Origin of the sequence: Frigoribacterium sp. SL97 (assembly GCF_026625765.1) — a bacterium.
Classification (GTDB): domain Bacteria; phylum Actinomycetota; class Actinomycetes; order Actinomycetales; family Microbacteriaceae; genus Frigoribacterium.
In genome coordinates, this window is sequence record NZ_CP113062.1 from 1651187 (window position 1) to 1671985 (window position 20799).

Consider the following 20799-nt stretch of genomic DNA (forward strand, 5'->3'; position numbering starts at 1 on the left):
TAAACGGAAGGCCATCCCCGCATGACACCGATCGTCCCCGAACACCGACACGCGCTCCGCCCGGCGCGAGACGCCGGCAGCGGCACCGACAGCCGCGCAGACCGCAGCACCGGCCCGAGCCGCCGCACGGTCCTCGCCGGCGCCGCAGGGCTCGCCGGCCTCGGCCTGCTCACCCTCGCCGGCTGCACCCCCGCCCGCAGCACCCCGACCATCCCCGAGGCCGCCGCCACCGGCACCCCCGCCCGCGGCGGACGCCTGCGCATCGCGCGCCCGGCCGCCTCCGCCGCAGAGACCCTCGACTCCGCCAGCTCGCTCTCGGCCTACGAGTACCTCGGCGCCCTCTACAACCGGCTCGTCAAGCTCGACGACGCCGGCGTCACCGTGCCCGACCTCGCCGACGACTGGTCCGCCAACGCCGACGGCACGAGCTGGACCTTCCGCCTGCGCGAAGGCGTCCGCTTCCACGACGGCCGCCGCTTCACCGCCGCCGACGCCATCTACTCGATCGAGCACATCCTCGACCCCGACACCGCCTCACCCCAGGGCGAGGTGCTCGCCGCGATGATCGGCCCCGGCGGCATGACCGCCGTCGACCCGCTCACCCTGCGCTTCGACCTGCTGACGCCGAACGCCGAGTTCCCCTCGCTGCTCACCGCGTACCAGTGCTACATCGTCCCCGAGGGCAGCGCCGACCCGAGCCAGGGCGGCGGCATCGGCCGCACGGGCATCGGCACCGGACCGTTCCGCCTGTCGAGCTTCGAGCCCGCGGGCACCGGCAGCGTCGAGGCCTTCGAGGACCACTTCGCCGGCCGCCCGGTGCTCGACGGCATCGACTTCTTCTCGATCCAGGACACCACCGCCCGCGTCAACGCCCTCCTCGCCGGCCAGATCGACCTGATCAGCCAGACCAACCTCGACTTCGCCACCGCCCAGGTCGTCAGCGCTTCGGCCGGCGCCACCGTCGCCCGCGCCCCCGACGCCCAGTGGTACACGATCCCGATGCTCGCCACGAGCGCCGAGTTCAGCGACCCGCTCGTCCGCCAGGCGATGAAGCTCGCCTACGACCCGCAGGCCATCGTCGCCACCGCCCTGCAGGGCACCGGCTCGCCCGGCTGGGACAACCCCGTGCCTCCCTCGCAGGCCGTCTGGCTCGACGACCAACGCGCCTACGACCCCGACCAGGCCCGCGCCCTGCTCAAGCAGGCCGGACGCGAGGGGCTGAAGACCGAGATCTACACCTCCAGCTACGAATCCGTCTTCACCCCGATGGCGGTCGCCTACCGCGACGCCGTCCGCGACGCGGGCATCGACCTGACCGTCCGCAACGCCTCGTCGGACTCGTACTACACGCAGATCTGGATGCAGAAGCCGCTCATGGTCAGCTACTGGTTCACCGGTCGCCCGATCGACCAGCTGCTCAACCAGATCTTCCGCACCGGCTCGTCGTACAACGAGAGCGCCTGGTCGAACCCGACCTTCGACGGGCTGCTCGACGACGCCCGCGCCGAGATGGACGACACGCGCCGCATGACGCTCTACCAGGATGCCCAGCGCATCGTCGTCGAGGACTCCGCCGACATGACCCCCATGTTCGGCGACCGCCTCGTCGGCCTGTCCCGGAACGTCCTGAACTACCGCGAGTTCGGCTTCGAGTTCGACTACCTGCAGATCGGACTCCGCGCATGAGCCCCACACCGACCGCCAGCCGCCCGAGCACCGGCGGCCCGACCGCCGACGGCACGACCGCCAGCGGCCCGGGCGCCGGCGGCCCGCACCCCACGTCCGCGGTCGCCGCGACCCTGATCGTCGTCGCCCGCCGCGTCGGCACGGCCCTCCTCACCGTGCTGCTCGCCTCGTTCTTCGTGTTCTTCGCCGTGCAGGCCCTGCCCGGCGACGTCGCGCAGCAACTGCTCGGTCAGGACGCCACCCCCGACGCCGTCGCGGCCCTGCGCGAGACGCTCGGCCTCGACCAGAACGTCTGGGTCCGCTACGGCCAGTGGCTGCTCGGTGCGGCGCACGGCGACTTCGGCGTCTCGCTGGTCAGCGGCCTGCCGGTCGGTCCCGACCTGCTGATCGCCTTCCGCAACAGCATGCTGATCGCGCTGCCCGCCATGATCGTCGGCGTCACCCTGTCGCTGACCCTCGGCGTCATCGCCGGCGTCCGCCGCGGACGCCCGAGCGACCACGCGATCTCGCTGATCAGCCTGGTCGTCATGAGCGTGCCCGAGTTCATGGTCGCCACCGTGCTCGTGCTGCTGTTCGCCATCGCGCTGCCGATCTTCCCGGCGGTCGTCCTGCGTGGCCAGGACGCGACGGTCGCCGAACTGCTGCCGAGCATCTGGCTGCCCGTCATCGTGCTGACCCTCGCCATGGCCGCCTACATCGTGCGGACGGCGCGCTCGTCGACGATCGACGTGATGGCGAGCGAGTTCGTCACGACGGCCGAGCTCAAGGGCCTGTCGACGCGCCAGGTCGTCTGGCGTCACGCCGTGCCGAGCGCGCTGCTGCCGACGCTCAACGTCGTCGCTTTGAACGTCGCCTGGCTCCTCGGCGGCGTCGTGGTCGTCGAGAACGTCTTCAACTACCCGGGCATGGGCAAGCTCATGCTCGAGTCCGTCTTCAACCGCGACCTGCCGACGATCCAGGCGATCGCCGTCGTCAGCGCCCTCGTCTACGTGGTGTGCAACCTCGCCGCCGACCTCATCGCGCTGGCCCTCGACCCGAGGCTGCGCACCCGACGGAAGGCCCGCTCATGAGCCCCGCACACGACCGGACCCCGCCCGCCGACAGCGGCCAGGGCATCACCGGACACCGCACCGCCGAGGAGGCGCGGGTCGCCACGACCGCGGACCCCGCCACCCCGGGCGCGCAGGTCGGCGGCCCGGCATCGGCCGGCCCCGAGGCCGCGGGCGGCTGGCCGAGGCGACTGCGCGCGAGCGCGACGTCCCTGACCAGCAGCCTCAGCGCCTCCTCGGCCTTGAGCATCGGGCTCGGCCTGATCGCGCTGCACGTCCTGCTGGCGCTGCTCGCCCCGGTGCTGACCGGCCACGACCCGGTCGCCACCGACTCGGGAGCCGCCCTGACCGGCACCAGCTGGGCCCACTGGCTCGGCACCGACCAGTACGGTCGCGACATCCTGTCGCGCACGCTGAACGGCGGCCGGTACGCACTCGTCGTCACCTTCCTCGCCACGACGATCGCGGTCGGCATCGGCACCGTGCTCGGTTGCGTCACCGCCTACGCCGACAACTGGTTCGACGAGGTCGTCATGCGCATCGTCGACGCCCTGCTCAGCGTGCCGTCGATCCTGGCGCTGCTCGTCGTCGTGACCGTGTTCGACTCGGGCCTCTGGGTGATCGTGCTCGCCGTCACCGTGATCTACGCGCCGGCCGTGACCCGCGTCGTCCGCGGTGCCGCCCGCACCGTGATCACGCAGGACTACGTGACCGCCGCCCGCGCCCGCGGCGAGAAGCCGCTGAGCATCGTGTTCCGCGAGATCGTGCCCAACGTCACCGACGTGGTGCTCGTCGAGTACGCGATGCGCGCCTCCTGGATCGTGCTGCTCATCTCGACCCTGTCGTTCCTCGGGTTCGGCGCCAACCCGCCGACGCCCGACTGGGGCCTCATGGTGCAGGAGAACCGCACCGCCCTCACCGTCGTCCCGTGGGGCACGCTCGCCCCCGTCGTCGCCCTCGCCACGCTCGTCATCGGGCTCAACCTCAGCGCGGACGGGCTCAGCAAGTCGCTGGGCGTCGACCGCGCACAGAAGGGGGCGGTCTCGTGAACGAGCCCCTCACCACCGCCGGTACGACCGCAGGAGGCGCGGGTCGCCTCGTCGACGTCGCCCCCGATCCCGTCGTCCGCGTCGACGACCTCTCCATCTCGTACGCCGCCGGTCGCCGCGAGGTGCCGGTCGTGCGGGGCGTGAGCTTCGACGTCGCCGCCGGACGCGCGCTCGGCCTGGTCGGCGAGAGCGGCAGCGGCAAGTCCACCGTCGCCCGCACCCTGCTCGCGCACCTGCGGCGTGGGTCGCGGGTCGTGTCGGGCAGCGTCCGCGTCGCCGGGGACGACGTCTTCGCCCTCGACGAGCGGGCGCGCCGGGCCCTGCGCGGTGGCACGGCGGCCCTGGTCGCCCAGAACGCCGGTCAGGCGCTCACCCCGTCGATGCGCGTCGGACGCCAGCTGCGCGAGGCGCTCGAGAGCCACGGCCTGCCCGGAGGCGACGACCGCGTGCTCGAACTCGTGCGCCACGTCCGCCTGCCCGACCCCGAGACGATCGTGCGGCGCTACCCGCACCAGCTGTCGGGTGGGCAGCAGCAGCGCGTCGCGATCGCGATGGCCATCGCCGCGCGGCCGAAGCTGTTGGTGCTCGACGAGCCGACCACCGCACTGGACGTCGTGACGCAGTCGGCCGTCCTCGAGCTGATCCGCGACCTGGCCGTCGAACTCGGCATGGCGATCGTGCTGGTCAGCCACGACCTCGGCGTCGTGTCGACCATGGCCGACGAGATCGCCGTCATGCACGAGGGCCGGATCGTCGAGCACGCGCCGACCGCGTCGCTCTTCGCGGACCCGCAGCACGAGTACACCCGCGAGCTGCTCGCGAGCATCCCGCGCGTGCACGCCGACGCCAGCGCACCGCGTTCCGTGCACGGCACCGCGACCAGTCGGGGTGTGCAGCACGAAACGCGGCGCGACGGGCGTGCGGCACCGGCGGCACCCGACGCACCCGCCGCACCGCGTTCCGTGCACGACACCGCGACTAGTCACGGTGTGCAGCACGAAACGCGGCGCGACGCGGAGGACGCAGCAGCAGGAGGCGCGGCGCAGGAACCGGGGACAGCACCCGGCACCGCGCTCGGCGAGGTGGTGACCGACGTCACCGCACCGCGTTCCGTGCACGGCACCGCGACCAGTCGAGGTGTGCAGCACGAAACGCGGCGCGACGATCCCGCGGCACCCGCGGCATCCGCCACGGGGCCGGTCGTCACGGCGAGCGACCTCGTCGTCCGGTACGGGCGCGGCCTGCCCGCCGCGGTCGACGGCGTCTCGTTCACCATCGGCCGCCGCGAGACCCTCGCCGTCGTGGGGGAGTCCGGCAGCGGCAAGTCCACGCTCGCCACGGCCCTCGCCGGGCTGATCCCCGCCGAGTCGGGTCGGTTCGCCTTCCACGGAGCCGACGGGGTCGAGAGCGACCTGACGCGGCCCGTCGCCGGGCGCACGGCGACGCTGCGCCGATCGATCCAGCTGATCTTCCAGAACGCCGACACCTCGCTCAACCCCCGCCGCACCGTCGGCGCCGCGATCGCCCGACCGCTGAAGCTATTCACAGGCGAGTCCAGCCCTGAACGCGTCGGCGAACTGCTCGTCGAGGTCGGCCTGCCGCCCGAGTTCGCCTCACGCCTGCCCGCCCAGCTCTCGGGCGGCCAGCGCCAGCGCGTCGGCATCGCCCGGGCGCTCGCCGCCGGACCCGAGCTGATCATCGCCGACGAGATCACGACGGCGCTCGACGTCCGCGTGCAGGCCGGGGTGCTCGACCTGCTCGCGGGGCTCCGCGACGAGAAGGGGCTCAGCTGCCTCTTCATCAGCCACGACCTCGCGGTCGTCCGCGGCGTCGCCGACCGGGTCGCCGTCATGACCGGTGGCCGCATCGTCGAGGTGGGCCCGACCGAACGTGTCTTCCAGGGGCCGAACCACCCGTACACGCGCACCCTGCTCGACGCGACGCTCGACCCGGGCACGACCGAGCTCCCCGACGTCGGCGACGCGCGGCCCCGCTGGCGGGACGCCACCGGCTGGGACGACCACGGCGGCGGACACCACGTGAAGCGCTGGGAGGCGATGTGAGCACGAGCGGCCGACCCGACCCGGGCCCCCGAGGCGACGAGCGGGGGGACGGCGCACGCGACCCGCGCCTCCTCGGCGACCCGCGCCTCCTGCAGGAGCCCGCGTGGGCCGGGGGAGTCCGCACCCTCGGAGCCCCGCGCGCCGACCTCGCCGACGCCCCCGGGCGGCAGGATTCCGACCGCCCGCACGGCAGCGGCCCACTCGAGGTCGAGGTGCGCGACGAATGGGTGCCGATGCCCGACGGGACGCGACTGCACGCCCGCATCTGGGCCCCCGTGGTCGACGAGCCCGTGCCGGTGCTGCTCGAGTACCTGCCCTACCGGCTCGACGACTGGACGGCTCCGCGCGACAGCGAGCGGCACCCCTGGTACGCCGCGCACGGCTACGCGTCGGTGCGGGTCGACATCCGCGGCACGGGGTCGAGCGACGGCCTCTTCGACGACGAGTACTCGGTGCAGGAGCTCGACGACGGCATCGCCCTGATCGAGTGGCTCGCCGCCCGGCCCTGGTCGACCGGCGCGGTCGGCGCGTTCGGCATCTCGTGGGGCGGGTTCAACGCGCTGCAGCTCGCCGGGCGGGCTCCGGCGGCCCTCAAGGCGATCGTCACCGTCTGCTCGACCGACGACCGCTACGACAACGACGTGCACTACATGGGCGGCGCCGTGCTCGGCATCGACATGGCGTCGTGGGGCGGCACGATGTTCGCATTCAACTCGCGCCCGCCGCGACCTGAGGTCGTCGGCGCCGACTGGGTAGCCCGCTGGCGCGAACGCCTCGAACACAACCGACCGATGACGACGACGTGGCTCTCGCACCAGGAACGCGACGACTACTGGCGGCACGGCAGCGTCTGCGAGGACTACTCGTCGATCACGGCCGCCGTCCTCGCCGTGGGCGGCTGGGCCGACCCGTACCGCGACGCCGTGCTGCGCCTGGTCGAGAACGTCGACGCACCGGTCAAGGGCATCATCGGGCCGTGGTCGCACCAGTACCCGGACCGCGGGCTGGCGCCCGGCCCGGGCATCGGGTTCCTGCAGGAGACCCTGCGCTGGTGGGACCGCTGGCTGCTCGACTGCCCCAACGGCGTCGACGCGGAGCCCGCGCTGCGCGCCTGGATCAACGACTCCGAGCCGCCGGCGACGTACTACGCCGAGCGGACCGGGCGCTGGGTCGCGGCCTCGACCTGGCCCGCTCGCGAGACCGAGGACCGGGTCGTGCCGCTGGACTCGCTGCGTGGCGGGGCGGACGGCCCCGTCGTCGTGCGCTCGCCGCAGAGCACCGGCCTCGACGCGGGGCGGTTCTTCCCGTTCGGCAACGCGACCGACCTGCCGCCCGACCAGCGCGCCGAGGACGGCCGCTCGGTCTGCTTCGACCTGCCGGTCGACTCGCCGCTGGACGTCCTGGGCAGCGTCGTCGCCGACCTCGCCGTGGCGAGCGACGTGCCCGACGGCACGGTCGTCGTGCGCCTCTGCGACGTCGCCCCCGACGGTTCGTCGACGCTCGTCACCCGCGGCGTGCTCAACCTCAACAAGCGGAACGGACGCGACCGCGCCGACGACCCGATGGAGGCGCGGGTCGAGCAGGTCGTGCGCGTCGCCCTGGTCTCGACCGGGCACTCCTTCCCGGCCGGCCACCGCCTCCGGATCGCCGTGTCGAGCGCCTACTGGCCGTGGGTCTGGCCGCACCCGGTCGAGGCGACCCTCACGCTCGACCCGACGCGCAGCAGCGTGACGCTGCCCGTGTGGACGCGCGGGCCCGGCGACGGGTCGGCGGAGCACCCGGTCGACGACGGCGTCGCGTTCGAGGCGCCCGAGCGGGCCGAGCCCCTCGCGATCCGCGCCCTGCCGCCGGCCACGGACCTGCCGCAGCGCAGCGTCTCGCACGACGTCGGCACGGGCGAGTGGCTGCTCGACGTCGACCCCGGCTACGGCGGCGGACGCGAGTACCCCGACGGCCTGGTCTTCACCGAGGACAGCCGCGAGACCTACCGCATCGTCGACGGCGACCCGCTGTCGGCGTCGGCCGAGTCGCGCTGGGCGATCGGGCTCGAGAAGCCGACCTGGAAGGCGTGGCTCGAGACCACGTCCCGCGTCACGGCCTCGGCGGAGGCCTTTCGCGTCGAGAACACCGTGCGCGCCTGGGCCCGGGACGGCGGTCCCGAGGCCGAGACGGTGCTCGTCGCCGACCGGACCTTCGACGAGCTCGTGCCCCGGACGTCGGCGTGAGCGGCGCGGGCGGCGCGGGCACCGGCCGCCCGGGCACCGGCGGCGCGGGCGGCGGGGGCACCGGCGGCGCGGGCGTGCGGCAGAAGCCGGTCGTCCGGCGGGCGTCGATCGTCGAGGCCGCCCGCGAGGTGATCGTCCGCGAGGGCATGGGGGCGACCCGGCTGCGCGACATCGCCGCGGCGGCCGGGGTCTCGGTCGGCACCGTGACCTACCACTTCGACGGCGTCGCCGAGATCCTCAACGAGGTCGTCGTGCTCGAGACCGCCCGGTTCTACTCGTCGATCATCGAGGCGGTCGACGTCGAGCCCGACCCGGTCGTCGGGGTGCGGATGCTCGTCGAGCCCCTGTTCGCCGACACCGACGCGACCGACGAGCACTGGCGGCTCTGGTCCGACTACTGGACGGCCGTGGCGCGCAAGCCCGCGGTCGCCGCCGAGTACGTCGAGCGCATCCGCGTGTGGGAGGCCTGCCTGACCCGCACCCTGCGCCGCGGGGTCGAGCAGGGCCGGTTCGCGACGGCCGACCCGTCGGCGCTCGCCCTCAAGCTCGCCGCCTACAGCGACGGCCTCGCGACCCAGCTCGCCCAGAAGGCGCCCGGCCTCACCCCCGGCCTCGCGCTCGACTGGATGTGGACGCTGCTGGAGCACGAGACCGGGGCGTCCTTCCGGGGCTGACCCGCGCCTCCTCGGCCTCACTCGTAGCGCAGCGACTCCACCGGGTCGGCCTTCGCGGCGCGCGCGGCGGGCAGCGTGCCGGCCAGGAACGCGATCACCATCACCACGACGATGATCAGCGCGATCGACACGGGGTCGAACGCGATCAGCGTCAGCCCGGGCAGGTTCGACAGCAGCGACCCGGCCAGGGTGGCGCTGACGACGCTGCCTGCGATCATCGCGACGCCCACGCCGATCGCGCTGCCGAGGAACCCGATGAACGCGGCCTCGAGGCTGAACAGGCCGAACACCTTGCCGCTGCCCATGCCCATGGCCTTCATCAGGCCGATCTCGCGGGTGCGCTCCTGCACGCTCATCAGCAGCGTGTTGACGATGCCGAAGCTCGCCGCGAGCAGGGCGATGATCGCGAAGGCGTTGAGCACGAGCACGATGCCGTCGATCACCGTGGTGAACGTGCCCAGCTGGTCGGCGACGGTGGTGCCGGTGTAGCCGGCGGAGGCGAGACGGTCCTTGATGTCGCTCACCTGCCGGTCGGACGCGTCCGCGGCGAACCGCACCGTGGCCTGCGCGTAGCGGTCGACCTGGTCGGCGGGCAGCCCGACGTTCTGCGCGTCGAACAGGGCCGTGCCGAGGGCCGCGTTCGGGGTGACCGCCGCTCCGGCGGGCGAGGCGATGCTCTCCTCCGCGACGCCGACGACGGTCGCGGTGACCGTGTGCTGCGTGCGCGTGGCGTCGGTCACGGCCAGCGTGACGGACCGACCGACGGCCGCCTCGTCGTCGCGGTACCCCAGGGGACCGACGTACTACGTCGGGACGACCACCTGCAGGTCGGTCGCGTCGTCGTCGGGCTGGGCGCCCGCCGTCAGGGTGAGCTGCTGCCCGGGCACGAGGGCGCTCGCCGAGACGACGTATTTCGTCCCGCTCTCGCCCTCGACGTAGTCGGTCGCGAGCGCCTCGGTCGGCTGCACGGCCAGCACGCCGTCGACGCCCTCGAGGGTCGTCACGTCGTCCGGGGTCAGGGCGACGACGGTCGCCCCGGGGGCACCGAACCCGCCCGCGGCGACGGTGTCGGGGTCGTACTCGGCCGGGCCCGGGTTCGCCCCGCCGAGACCCTGCGCGTCGTCGGAGGCCTTCGTGACCGTCATCGTGTCGGACGAGCCCACGGCCGAGACCGTGTCGTCGATGTAGGCGTTGATGCCGGTGCCCAGCCCGCTCGTCAGCGTCAGCGTGAAGGCGCCGACGAAGATCGCCAGGACGGTCAGGATCGTCCGCGTCTTCGACCGGAACGTGTTCGAGACGGCGGTCAGCAGCAGGTCGAGGGTCGTCATGCCGCCACCTCGGTCTCGTCGTCGACGATCAACCCATCGCGGATCACGATGCGCCGGTCACAGCGCGCCGCGAGCTCCTCGTCGTGGGTCACCACGATCAGCGTGATGCCGCTCTCGCGGTTCAGCGAGAACAGGATGTCCTCGACGACCGCCCCGGTCGCCGTGTCGAGGTTGCCGGTGGGCTCGTCGGCGAAGATGATGCGCGGGTCGTTGACCAGCGCGCGCGCGATCACCGTGCGCTGCTTCTGACCACCCGACAGGTTCAGGGCCTTGTTCTTCGCCTTGTCGGCGAGCTCGAGCTGCTCGAGGGCCGCCAGGCCGCGGCGACGGCGTTCGCCGCGGGGCACGCCCGCGATCTTCATGGGCAGCACGACGTTCTCGAGCACCGACGAGCTCGACGTGAGGAAGAACTGCTGGAACACGAAGCCGAACGTCTTGTTGCGCGTCCGGTTGAGGCGCCCTCCCTTGAGCGTGCTCGTGTCGATGCCCTCGAGCTCGACGGTGCCGGTCGTCGGGGCGTCGAGCAGGGCGAGCACGTGCATCAGGGTCGACTTGCCCGAGCCGCTCTTGCCGACGATCGCGACGCTCTCGCCCTCGGCGATGTCGAAGCTCACCCCCTTCAGGGCCTCGAACCGGTTCGGGCCGCGCCCGTACGAACGGTGGACGTCTCGGACCGAGATGATCGGCGCCATGGTGCTCCTGTCGCTGACGGCCCCGGTGTCTCCGGGGCCGAGACCCACCCTCGCGGGCCGCGCCGACCGGGTCGTCCCCCCACCGCGGACACCTGCCGGCCGTCGAGTACCGCACCTGCGGTACGCGACGTCGGGCCAGAGGGGGACTCGGCCACCGCCGTTCCAGGGCACGATGGGGTCATGACGACGACGGACGGCAGGAGGCGCGAGCCCGCCTACCCGCGTCCTCGCGTCCCCTGGTGGCTGGGCGACACGATCGCCGCGGTGCTCGTCGTCGGTGCGGCGTTCGCCCCCTTCCCCGTCGCGGGGTTCCGGCCGACCGGCGGGCTGGCCGTCGCGGTCGTGGTCGCCCCCGTCGTCCTGCTGCCGTTCCGTCGTCGACGCCCCGTCCCGGTGCTCGCCGCGATCGTCGGCCTGTTCGGCATCGCCGCCCTGCTCGGCACGCTCGCACCGGGCGTCGTCCTCGCCACCGGCATCGCCGTCTTCGCCGTGGCCGCGCGGACCCCGCGCCGCCGCACCATCGTCGTGACGGTCGCCACGGTCCTGGCCGTCGCCCTGCTCGGCCTGCTGGGCGTGGGGGGACGCGTCGTCGACCTGCCCGTGGTCCAGTTCACGCTCCTGGTCGCCTTCGCCGCCGCGGCGGGCGACGCCAGCCGCTCCCGACGGGAGTACATCGAGGCCGTCACCGAACGCGCCGAACGAGCCGAACGCACCCGTGAGGCCGAGGCCTCGCGCCGGGTGGCCGAGGAGCGGTTGCGCATCGCCCGCGACCTGCACGACGCCGTCGCCCACCAGATCTCGGTGATCAGCCTCAACGCGGGCGTCGCGTCGTCGGCGATCGAGACGCGACCCGAGAAGGCGGTGACGGCCCTCGCGACCATCCGCCGCGCCTCCCGGACCGTCCTCGGCGAGATCGGCGACCTGCTCGAGGTGCTGCGCGCCGGGGACTCCGAGCGGGTCGCGTCGCCGCAACCGGGCCTCGCACGACTCGACGAGCTCGTGGCCGGGTTCGCCGACGCGGGCCTCGTCGTGAGCACGCGGGTCGAGGGCCCGCTCGCCGCGGTCACGGGCGCGGTCGACCTCGTCGCGTACCGGGTCGTGCAGGAGGGGCTGACGAACGCCGGCAAGCACGGTGCCGAACACCGTGCGCACGTGCTCGTCGCGGTCGACGAGCACGAGGTGTCGGTCGTGGTGACGAACCCCGTGCCGGCGTCGAAGGACGCGCCCGAAGCGGTGGACGTCCGTGGCGGGTACGGGCTGCTCGGTCTGTGCGAACGCGTCGCCTCGGTTCGGGGCGTCGTCGAGACCGGGCCGACGCCGGGCGGCTACCGGTTGGCGGCCGTGCTGCCGGTGACGCGTGGGGTCGACGTGGCCGGTTCGTCGGGCTCGTCGGGCTCGGCCGGCTCGTCCGGCTCGTCCGGTGGGAGCGGGGGAGCCTCGTGACGACCGTGCTCGTCGTCGACGACCAGCCGCTGATCCGTCAGGCCGTGACCGACATCCTCGACGGTGAGGACGGGGTAGAGGTCGTGGGCGACGCCGTGAACGGCCGGGAGGCGGTGATGCGGGCGTCGGCGCTGAGGCCGGATGTGGTCGTGATGGACATCCGCATGCCCGAACTCGACGGCATCGGCGCGACGGCCGAGATCTGCGCCGACCCGCTGCTCGCCGGGACGAAGGTGCTGATCCTCACCACGTTCGAGGAGGACGAGTACCTCGTCGGGGCCCTGCGCGCCGGGGCGAGCGGGTTCATCGGCAAGGGCGCGGAGCCCGACGAGATCGTCCGGGCGGTGCGGGCCGTCCACGCGGGGGAGTCGCTGCTGTCACCCGTCGCGACCCGCAGCCTCATCGAGAAGTACGTGCTGCCGAATAGCGGCGGGGCGGGATCGGTCCCGGGGACGACGTCGTCAGGGGAGTCGTCGTCGGGGGCGTCGTCGCCGGCCGTGCCGGCCGGGCTCGCCCACCTGACCGACCGTGAGCGCGAGGTGCTGCTGCTCGTCGCCCGGGGTCGCGCCAACGCCGAGATCGCCGGCGACCTGGTCATCTCGCCGCACACCGCGAAGACCCACGTCAACCGCATCATGACCAAGCTCGACGCCCACGACCGGGCGCAGCTGGTGATCCTGGCCTACGAGACGGGCTTCCTCGCGCCGGGCGCCGCGTAGCGCCCCCTCCCTGCCCACTCGGACGGAGGGGGACGAGGAGGCGCGGGTCAGGCGAGCGCGGCGGGGTCGAGTCCGTGCTGCTCGACCTGGATCGCCTGCCGGATGGTCAGGGGGTAGATGCGCGAGAGCTCGGGGTTCGACGGATCGCTCGAGATGTACGCCACGCTCTCGACGTGCTGCTCGAAGGCGTTGACCTTGTCGCGCGGCGCGCCCACCACGAGCTGGAAGCCCAGGGAGGTCAGCGCCGCCAGGGCCCGGCCGGTGTACTCGGCGTCGGCCTTGACGAAGCCCTCGTCGAGGACGATCGGCGCGTAGGTCGGCACCCGGTCGGTGCCGTCTCCCAGCCGGAACCGCAGGGCGGCCCCCAGCACGAACGCGATGAGCTCCTGCCCCTCGCCGCCGGACTTGCCTGCCACGCCCTCGTGCACGATCTGCGTCCCGTCGGCGCGGGTCTCGATCGCCCGGAACTGGTAGTGCTCGCGGGCGTCGAGCACCCGGCGGCGCCAGGCGTCACCGACCTTCGACTTCTCCTCGAGGTGGGCGAGGTCGCGGCGGAGCCTCAGGAACCGGCGCTCGACCTCGGACGCGTCCCGCGCCTCCGGGGCCCGTCCGTCCGCGGAGCGTGCCTCGGACGTGCCCCCGCTCCCGGCCCCGCCGGTGTGCTCGCGCAGCGTCCGCTTGAACTCGAGCAGGTCGCCGTTCGACACCGGCCGCGGCTCGATGTCGAGCGTCGAGCCCTGTCGGAACTCGATCGACCGCAGGGCCTGCGAGATGGGGCGGACGCCGCGGCGGATGACGTGGCCGTCCTCCTCGATCTGGACGAGCAGCGCCCGCAGGCTGTCGCCCACGTCGCTGCCGGCCCTCTCGAGCCAGCGCTGTCTCGCGTGCGGCAGGTCGTCCTCGACGAGCTGCCGGTGGATCGCCCGGACCGCCGGCAGGCTCTCGATCGTGGCGTCGATGCCCGCGGTGCGGTCGAGTTCGAGGTACCGCTCGAAGACGACGACGAGCGTCGACTCGGCGTTCGCCCGGTCGCGGTCGTGCGCGTCGACCTGGGCCCGCAGCTGGGACGCCGCGTCCCGGTACAGCCGCACGACGTCGGTCGCCTCACGCGGTGCCGCGAACGGCAGCGGGGCGAGGAGTGCCCGCTCGTCGTCGGTCAGGGGGTCGGCGTCGGCGGCGTCCGCGAACTCGTCCTCGATGTCGACGAGCGTCGCGTGCTTCTCGTCGAGCTGCGCGAGCACCTGGTCGATCTCGGCCAGGCGGCGCGTCGCGGCCGAGCGGTCGTCGTCGTGCTGCGCGGCCTCGGCCTGCAACGTGGCCAGTTCGGGACGCTCGACGGCGATGCGGTCCAGCTGGGCGCGCAGGTCGTCGAGCCTCGCCTGCGCGGGGGCGGTGTCGAGCTCGTCCCAGGTGAACTCCTTCGCGCGGGCGACGGCGTCGGCGACGCGGCGGCGTTCGACCGCCTCGGCCTCGATCGCGTCGTACTCGCCGCGGACCCGGGCCAGCACGGCCTCGAGGTCGACGATCTCGTCGCCGAGCTCGGCGATCCGGGCCGCGTTGTCGAGCCCGATCCACGAACGGGTCGACCGGTCGTCCTTGATCACGCGGTCGCGCGAGCCGGTGCGGAGGCCGCGCCGGGTCACGGCACCGCGGGTGCCGGACGGGCGCGGGCCGCCGAGGTCGTCGGGACCCTCGACGCAGAGCACGCTGCGGTCGGCGACGAGCTCGTCGTGCAGCCAGCCACGGAACGGGCTGGCCGGGTCGAGCCGCACCATGGCGGGCACGGTGCGGTCGACCGGGGTGAGCGTCGGATCGGCCCCGGTGGTCGCCGGCACGAGCGTGACGCGTCCCCGCACGTCGTTCTCGTCCACCCAGCGGCGCACGGCGTCGAAGTGCGCGCGGTCCACGAGGAGGTGCGTGGCGAGGTCGCCGAGCACGCGCTCGATCGCGACGGCCCACCCGGCGTGCTCGGGCGCGACCTCGAACAGCTCGCCGGCGTAGGGCAGCTCCGACACCGGCACGCCCGCCCCCTCGGCGATGCGCCGGCGTCGCTCGATCGCGTCGTCGGGCACGTTGCTGCGGCGCTGTTCGAACGACCGCTTCTGCTTCTCGAGGGCGGCCAGCGAGCGCTTCGTCTCGCCGATGCGGGCGGCGAGGTCGCTGCGGGCGTCGGCGGTCGCGGCCCGGGCGGCCGCGTCGTCGGCCGCGAGGCGGTCGGCACGTTGCCCGAGCGCGGCGAGTTGTTCGTCGTCGCGGGGGAGGGACGCGCCGGTCCCGTCGAGCGCGGTGGCGAGCCGGCCGCGGGTGCGCTCGACGGCGGCGAGCTCGGCCTCGGCGGCGGCCACGTGCTCGCGGAGCGACTGCGTGGGGTCGCCCCCGAGCTCGCTGATCCGCGCCAGGGCCTGTTCACGGGACCGGAACGCGAGCTGCTCGTCCGCCTGGGCGCGCCTCCGGCGTTCGCCCTGCTCGCGCTTCTCGGTCGTGACGCGGTCGACCTCGCCGCTGACCCAGCTGCCGACGCGTTCGGCCAACCAGACGCGGAGGCGGCTGGGCCCGTCGTCGTCGACCAGCAGGCGGCGCTTGGCCGAGCCGTCGCGTCCGGCGAGCTCGTACCGGTCGGCGAGCGTCGGCACGGCCTCGAGCACGTCGAGCTTCTTGCGGGTCGTCTCGAACACGTCGTAGAGCGCCGAGGCCTCGCGGTAGGTGGCGAGCGTGGTCTCCCAGCGGCTGAGCGCCTGCGGCTGCACGAGAACGAACTGCTTGAACAGGTCGTCGATCGAGAACACGCCCTTGGACGCCTGCGCCCGACGCAGCAGGGTCAGGGCCTTGAGCTGCGACTCGTCGCTGCCGCCGATGCCGAGCTGACCGCACAACCGCACCCGCAGCTCGGGCTGCGACGAGGTCGCGAGGTCGTGGGCGGGGTCGAGCAGGCGGGCGAGGGAGCCACGGGTCAGGGGGTTCTGGCTCGTGCCCTCGCGCGTCACCTCGGCCAGGCGGCTGAGGTCGAAGCGACCCTGCACGAGGAGGTAGACGCTCGCCTGGGTGACGTCGTCCTGGCTGGCGGTGTCCTCGCCGATCCAGGCGACGCGGACGGCCGTGACCGTCTGGCCGAGCTCGGTGGACCAGGTGATGGCCGCACCGCTCGGGAACGCCTGGCCGAGCGGACGCAGGAACCGCGTCGTCGTGCGGTCGGAGGCGGCGTCGCGGACCTCGTCGGTCTTGCCGCGCGCGTAGCTGTAGACGGTGCGCTCGGACCGCTGCCGGCTGTCGTCGCGGGCGGCGCGGTTGAACTCCTGCGGGTTGGGCATGATGACCGCGGCCATCGCGTCGAGCACGGTCGACTTGCCGCGGCCGGTCGGGCCGAGGATGGCGATGCCGCCGCGACCCACGGGCATGCGGTGCAGGCCGGCGTAGCTGCCCCAGTTGAGCAGCTGCACCTGCTCGATGCGGTACTGGCCCGAGTGGAACATGCCGAGGTCGGGCGGGGTGTCGGCGATGCTCATGCCTGGGGTGCTTCCGGGTCGGTGTCGGTGCCGGCGTCGTGCGCGGGCGCGGGCGCGAGGTCGAGGTCGAGGTCGAGGTCGAGGTCGAGCGGGACGGCGGTCGGGTCGGGTTCGGCGTCGGGGGTGTCCTCCACCGTGTCGGCGGGGTCGTCGTCGGTGGGATCGGGTTCGGGCTCGACCTCGACCTCGGGCTCGACGACGTCGGCGTCGGCGTCGACCTCCGCTTCGGCCGCGTCGACGTCAGCGGGGGTGCCGACCTCGTCCCCGTCGGTCGGGTCGCCCTCGACGCCTGCCGCCTCGAGGTACACCCGCTCGAGGTGCGCGAGTCGGTCGGCGGTCATCAGCGGCACGATCGCGGGCGAGACCACGAACAGTTCGGGGTCGTCGGGCTCGGCCGTCAGCAGGTCTCGGGCGACGAGCGCGGCGATCGCGGCGTCGACCCGGCGGCGGGCGCGCACCTCGTCGGAGCCCGAGTCGTCGTGGTACCGACCGAGGAACTCGGCCACGGCGTCCTTCGAGATCACGACCGCCTCGTCTTGCCCGTCCGTGAAGGCGTGCTCCCGGCGGGCGAAGACCATCAGCAGCGAGGCGTCCCGCGACAGCGGCTTCTCGCGGCGCAGCAGCACGGGCACGTCGTCCTCGCCGCCCTGTCGCTTGAAGGCGACCTCGTGGTCGTGGTCGACGACCAGCACCAGGAACAGCTCCTCGAGCCGCGCCCGGATCTCGGGTTCGTGCGCGAGTAGGCCCGCCCAGGCCTCCTGCTGCCGCGCGCGGGACACGAACCGGTGGGTCAGCAGCGTGACGAGCGCCTTGCGTCCGGCCAGCGGTAGCGCGTCCGGGACGCCACCGGCCGCCGCGTCGTCGGCGTCGCCGTCGTCGAAGGCATCGCGGGAGGCGCGCGCCGACTCGTCGGGGGAGGTGGCGGTCGCCTCGGCCGAGGAGGCGCGGGTCGCCTCGTCGACGCCGGTCTCGTCCCAGGGGGCTGCGGGGCTCATGCGAGGTCCTTCGTGCTGGTCGTGCCGGTCGTGGGGTCGGGGGCGTCGGGCTCGACGCCCGGCTCGGCCCCGGGCGGACCCGCGGGACCGCGTCGGAAGACGAGGCGGGGCAGCGTGACCTGCCGACCCGCGCCTCCTGACGTCGTGGGGTCGGCGGGATCGCCGACGAGCTCGACGGTCTCGGTGTCGTCGCCGACGACGCCGCGCTCGAGCGCGAGGTCGAGCATGCTGAGGACGAGCGCGAGGCGGCGGAACCCGGGCTCGGTCGCCTGGTAGACGTCGACGCTCGTGACCTCGTCGCGGTCGACGAGCAGCCGGTCGATCGTCGCCGACACGGCCGCCGTGCTCGTGCCCGAGGTGAGGCGGAGGGCGGCCCGGTCGGCCTCCGGCAGGGACGCGTCGCCGATGGTCACCTGCACGTCGACCGTCGGCCGCGCACGGTCGGTGTGCAGCTGCACCTGGCTGACGTCACGGACGTCGAGCGCCCCGAGGCCGAGCCCGTCGCCGTGCTCGACGGGCAGCATGGCGTGGCCCGGCCGGCGCTCGGCCCAGACGCCGCCCGCGTGAAGCGCCCGGTCGGCGAGGGTGAGCAGGCGCTGCTGCTGGTCGGAGCCCGACCGGCTGAGGAAGCGCCGCAGCGAGGACGTCCACCGGCCGTACGTCTCTTGCACGCTCTGCTCTTCGGCGAGCAGCGACGAGATGAGCGACTCGAGCTGCGTGCGCTGCCGCTCGGTGAGCTGTGCGGCCGCGTCGGGCTGCGCGAGGACCTTCTCGATGTCGGCGCGCATGACGTCGATCCCGCGCGACGACAGCATCTGGGCGAAGCCGCGGTAGGCGCGTCCCTCGGGGGTCTGCTCGAGCAGGTCGTTGTCGCGCAAGTACTGGTCGACGAGCGCGCCCTTGCCGACGTGTTCGGACGAGGCCCGGCGCGCGACCTCGCGGTGCCGCTGCTCGACCATGGCGCCGAGCTGGCGGAAGTCCTCGGGCAGCGACGCGGTCAGACGCACCACCTCGCGGACCTGACGGCGCAGCACGTCGGGAGCGGTGGGTTCGGTGCCGTGCCGCTCGATCTCGGCCTTGCGGCGCTCGAGCTCGGCGATCTGCTCGTCGAGCCGGGAGAGCTGCGACTCGCGGCTGGGGTCGGCGAGGCCCGCGAGCTGCCCGACGGCGTGGGCGATGCTGCCGAGGCGGGCCTCGCTGACGGCGTTGTCGCGCTCGACGAGGTCGCGCACGAGGCGCAGCGCCTTGAGCGCGTGCGGCGACAGGCGGTACTCGGCACGGGCGTCCGGTCCGGAGGCGCGGGTGCGGGTGCGGACGAGCCAACGGCTCTCGACCCAGCTGCGGCAGTACTCGGCCGGGGTGGTCTTCTGCTCGGCGGGGGCCGGCGTGGCGACGGGCGTCGGGGACGCGGGCGGCGCCTCCTCGGGGTCCCGCTCGGTCGTCGCCCGCTCGGACGCCGGGTGCTCGGGGGCGGCCTGCTCGGACGCCGCCTGCTCGAGCGCGACCTGCTCGGACGCGGCCTGCTCGGCGGCGTTCTGCTCGAGGGCGTCGGCGACCTGCCGGTGGAACCAGTCGGCCGACACCGGACCCTCGGCGTGCTCGAGGTGGCGGGAGAAGAGCGGCAGCATCCAGCGGGCGTTGTAGCCGCGGAGCAGGGCCCAGGTGGGGTCGTCTTCGTACGCCGCGCGCACGTCGTCGCGGCTCAGGGCGTCGTCGTGCCCCGACGGGTGGTTCACCAAGCAAGACCTCCGGCAGTCGTCGGACGACGATACCAACTGGTGACGCTCCGCTCGGCGACGGTGTCGCTCCTCGTCCGCAGCGGCCAGGATGGGGGGATGGGGATGGGGATGGGAATGGGAATGGGGATGGGCATCAGGTCGAGGCGGGGCGTCGTGGCGACCGTCGTCGTGGCCGTCCTCGCGCTCGCCGCCGGATGTGCCAGCTCGAGTGACCTGCTCCAACGGTTCGAGTCGCTCATGGACGGTGTCGGTGGCGTGGTCGAGATCGAGACGGCCGGGACCGACTCTCCCCTCGGCGTCGCGGAGGCCCAGGCCACGGTCGTGGTCGAGGACGACCTCTCCGACGACGACCTCGAAGCCGTCGCCGAGCGCATCAGGCCGTTCGTGGCCCGCAACGTCGGTGACTCCTCCGGCTGGCGGTTCGTCGACGTCCGGCGAGGCACCGTCTCGTTCGAGGTGCTCGCCGACGAGGGCGACACGGCGGCCCAGCTCGACCTCGCCCGTCGCGTCGCGGACGACCCGGTCTTCGCCGAGGTGTCCCTCGCCACGCACGCGTTCGGCGAGGACGGGGCGACCGGGGACGACTCCCCTCGGCGAGGGTTCGGGATCACGGTGGTCCCGTCGGAGTCGTCGGACGTCCTCTCGGCCTGGCAGCGGGCACGCTCCCTTCGGGACGCCGCGGCCCAGCTGACCGACGTCGACGTGACGGCGTGGAGCCCGGACACCCGCCGGTTCGTGACCGAGAACGTCTCCGGGTTCCCCTCGGTCCTCGACGATCCCGCGACGTCCGACGTCGTCCTCGACGCCGCCGACCAGGCCCGTCTGCTCGACGCCGTGGTGGCTGCGGATCTCGGGGGCGGGCGGGTCGAGGTCCTGCCGGAGGGCATCCGGGTCGACCTCGACACACCGAGCGTCACGGGTCACCACTCGCGCGACGAGGTGGCGGAGGCGTCCCCGCGAGCGGCACGGATCGCCGGCGTCCTCGTCGGGATGTCCGAGGTACCCGGCACCTCGATCGGCTTCGTCTCGTCACCGGACGAACGGCGAGAGCTCGACGGCGACCTGTCCGCCGCCGAGTCGCTGGTGGACGTCGTCGCGTCCGACACGGTCACCTACTCGGCGATCAGCGCCCGGTCGGTCGAGGTATGGACGTCGGGGCTCGAGGGCGTCGTGCCCGCGATGCAGGCCATCGGTGGTTCCGCGGCCGTGTCCGGGATGGACGAGATCCGCGTCTCGTCCGGTGCAGCCGACCGCAGGGGTCTCTCGTTCTCGGGTCGGCCCGAGGCACTCGCCGTGCTCGCCACCGTCACGGGCGCCATCGTGGCCGCACCCCGGATCGAGGGCGTGGCCGTGACCGCCACGGAAGGCCGCATCAGCATCGAGCTCGACGACGACGACGACGCCGCCGCCACCGACGCCGCCGTGGCGGACGTCGTCGGCGCGGTTCGGACGGCACCGGCCGGGACCGTCGTGACGTTCCGGCGAGACGTGCGCGGGGCGGCCGACCTCGCCACCGAGACGGTCGGCCAGGCCGCGACGGGCGAGTGCTCGACGCTCGCCGACGACGATGCAGCACTGTGCGCGATCGTCCGGTCCGCATGGGGCGTGTGATGGTCGGTGCTGGCACCCCGGGC

General features: G+C 73.6%; 15 protein-coding genes. 9 read left to right on the plus strand and 6 right to left on the minus strand.

Translation table 11 applies throughout. The annotated features are described in order from the left end of the window. The first annotated feature begins 21 nt into the window (after positions 1–21). The 6 genes from OVA02_RS07900 to OVA02_RS07925 are packed head-to-tail and all read left to right on the plus strand — an operon-like array spanning position 22 to position 8746. Complete coding sequence (locus OVA02_RS07900) at positions 22–1686, plus strand: ABC transporter substrate-binding protein (protein ID WP_267659578.1); 1665 nt, start codon at positions 22–24, stop codon at positions 1684–1686. Continuing rightward, positions 1683–2756, plus strand: coding sequence for an ABC transporter permease (locus tag OVA02_RS07905; protein WP_267659579.1), 1074 nt, complete (start codon positions 1683–1685; stop codon positions 2754–2756). Before OVA02_RS07900 ends, OVA02_RS07905 begins: the two co-directional genes overlap by 4 nt. Continuing rightward, entirely contained in the window at positions 2753–3784 is a 1032-nt protein-coding gene (locus tag OVA02_RS07910) for an ABC transporter permease (protein WP_267659580.1), read from the plus strand. Before OVA02_RS07905 ends, OVA02_RS07910 begins: the two co-directional genes overlap by 4 nt. Beyond that, on the plus strand, positions 3781–5847 hold the full coding sequence (locus OVA02_RS07915) for a dipeptide ABC transporter ATP-binding protein (RefSeq protein ID WP_267659581.1): 2067 nt from the start codon (positions 3781–3783) through the stop codon (positions 5845–5847). The genes OVA02_RS07910 and OVA02_RS07915 overlap by 4 nt, the downstream gene beginning before the upstream one ends. Further along, complete coding sequence (locus OVA02_RS07920; protein WP_267659582.1) at positions 5844–8072, plus strand: CocE/NonD family hydrolase; 2229 nt, start codon at positions 5844–5846, stop codon at positions 8070–8072. The genes OVA02_RS07915 and OVA02_RS07920 overlap by 4 nt, the downstream gene beginning before the upstream one ends. After that, the gene (locus OVA02_RS07925; RefSeq protein WP_267659583.1) at positions 8069–8746 is read left to right on the plus strand and encodes a TetR/AcrR family transcriptional regulator; all 678 of its coding nucleotides are present in this window, start codon (positions 8069–8071) and stop codon (positions 8744–8746) included. The genes OVA02_RS07920 and OVA02_RS07925 overlap by 4 nt, the downstream gene beginning before the upstream one ends. Before the next feature lie 17 nt (positions 8747–8763). On the opposite strand, the gene OVA02_RS07930 is transcribed toward OVA02_RS07925, so the two are convergent. From OVA02_RS07930 to OVA02_RS07940, 3 genes are all read right to left on the minus strand, one after another. Further along, positions 8764–9486: an ABC transporter permease gene (locus OVA02_RS07930; protein WP_267659584.1), complete on the minus strand. Its 723-nt coding sequence runs from the start codon at positions 9484–9486 to the stop codon at positions 8764–8766. Between the two features lie 63 nt (positions 9487–9549). Continuing rightward, positions 9550–10074: an ABC transporter permease gene (locus OVA02_RS07935; RefSeq protein WP_267659585.1), complete on the minus strand. Its 525-nt coding sequence runs from the start codon at positions 10072–10074 to the stop codon at positions 9550–9552. Then, entirely contained in the window at positions 10071–10766 is a 696-nt protein-coding gene (locus OVA02_RS07940) for an ABC transporter ATP-binding protein (RefSeq protein WP_267659586.1), read from the minus strand. Before OVA02_RS07940 ends, OVA02_RS07935 begins: the two co-directional genes overlap by 4 nt. Positions 10767–10946: 180 nt before the next feature. On the opposite strand from OVA02_RS07940, the gene OVA02_RS07945 reads away from it, so the two are divergent. Together OVA02_RS07945 and OVA02_RS07950 are read left to right on the plus strand one after the other, a co-directional pair. Then, complete coding sequence (locus OVA02_RS07945) at positions 10947–12209, plus strand: sensor histidine kinase (RefSeq protein ID WP_267659588.1); 1263 nt, start codon at positions 10947–10949, stop codon at positions 12207–12209. Beyond that, complete coding sequence (locus OVA02_RS07950; RefSeq protein WP_267659590.1) at positions 12206–12928, plus strand: response regulator transcription factor; 723 nt, start codon at positions 12206–12208, stop codon at positions 12926–12928. Before OVA02_RS07945 ends, OVA02_RS07950 begins: the two co-directional genes overlap by 4 nt. A gap of 47 nt (positions 12929–12975) precedes the next feature. Here the strand turns inward: OVA02_RS07950 and OVA02_RS07955 are convergent, their stop codons facing one another. From OVA02_RS07955 to OVA02_RS07965, 3 genes are read right to left on the minus strand one after another with little or no spacing between them, the layout of a single operon-like run. After that, positions 12976–16431 carry an ATP-binding protein gene (locus OVA02_RS07955; RefSeq protein ID WP_267659592.1) on the minus strand — a complete coding sequence of 1152 codons (3456 nt, stop codon included), beginning with the start codon at positions 16429–16431 and terminating at the stop codon, positions 12976–12978. Then, positions 16428–17426, minus strand: coding sequence for a DUF4194 domain-containing protein (locus tag OVA02_RS07960; RefSeq protein WP_267659593.1), 999 nt, complete (start codon positions 17424–17426; stop codon positions 16428–16430). Before OVA02_RS07960 ends, OVA02_RS07955 begins: the two co-directional genes overlap by 4 nt. After that, on the minus strand, positions 17423–19162 hold the full coding sequence (locus OVA02_RS07965) for a DUF3375 family protein (protein WP_267659594.1): 1740 nt from the start codon (positions 19160–19162) through the stop codon (positions 17423–17425). The genes OVA02_RS07960 and OVA02_RS07965 overlap by 4 nt, the downstream gene beginning before the upstream one ends. A gap of 156 nt (positions 19163–19318) precedes the next feature. Here OVA02_RS07965 and OVA02_RS07970 point away from each other — a divergent pair, with 156 nt between their 5' ends. After that, entirely contained in the window at positions 19319–20776 is a 1458-nt protein-coding gene (locus OVA02_RS07970) for a hypothetical protein (protein ID WP_267659595.1), read from the plus strand. The last annotated feature ends 23 nt before the right edge of the window (positions 20777–20799 follow it).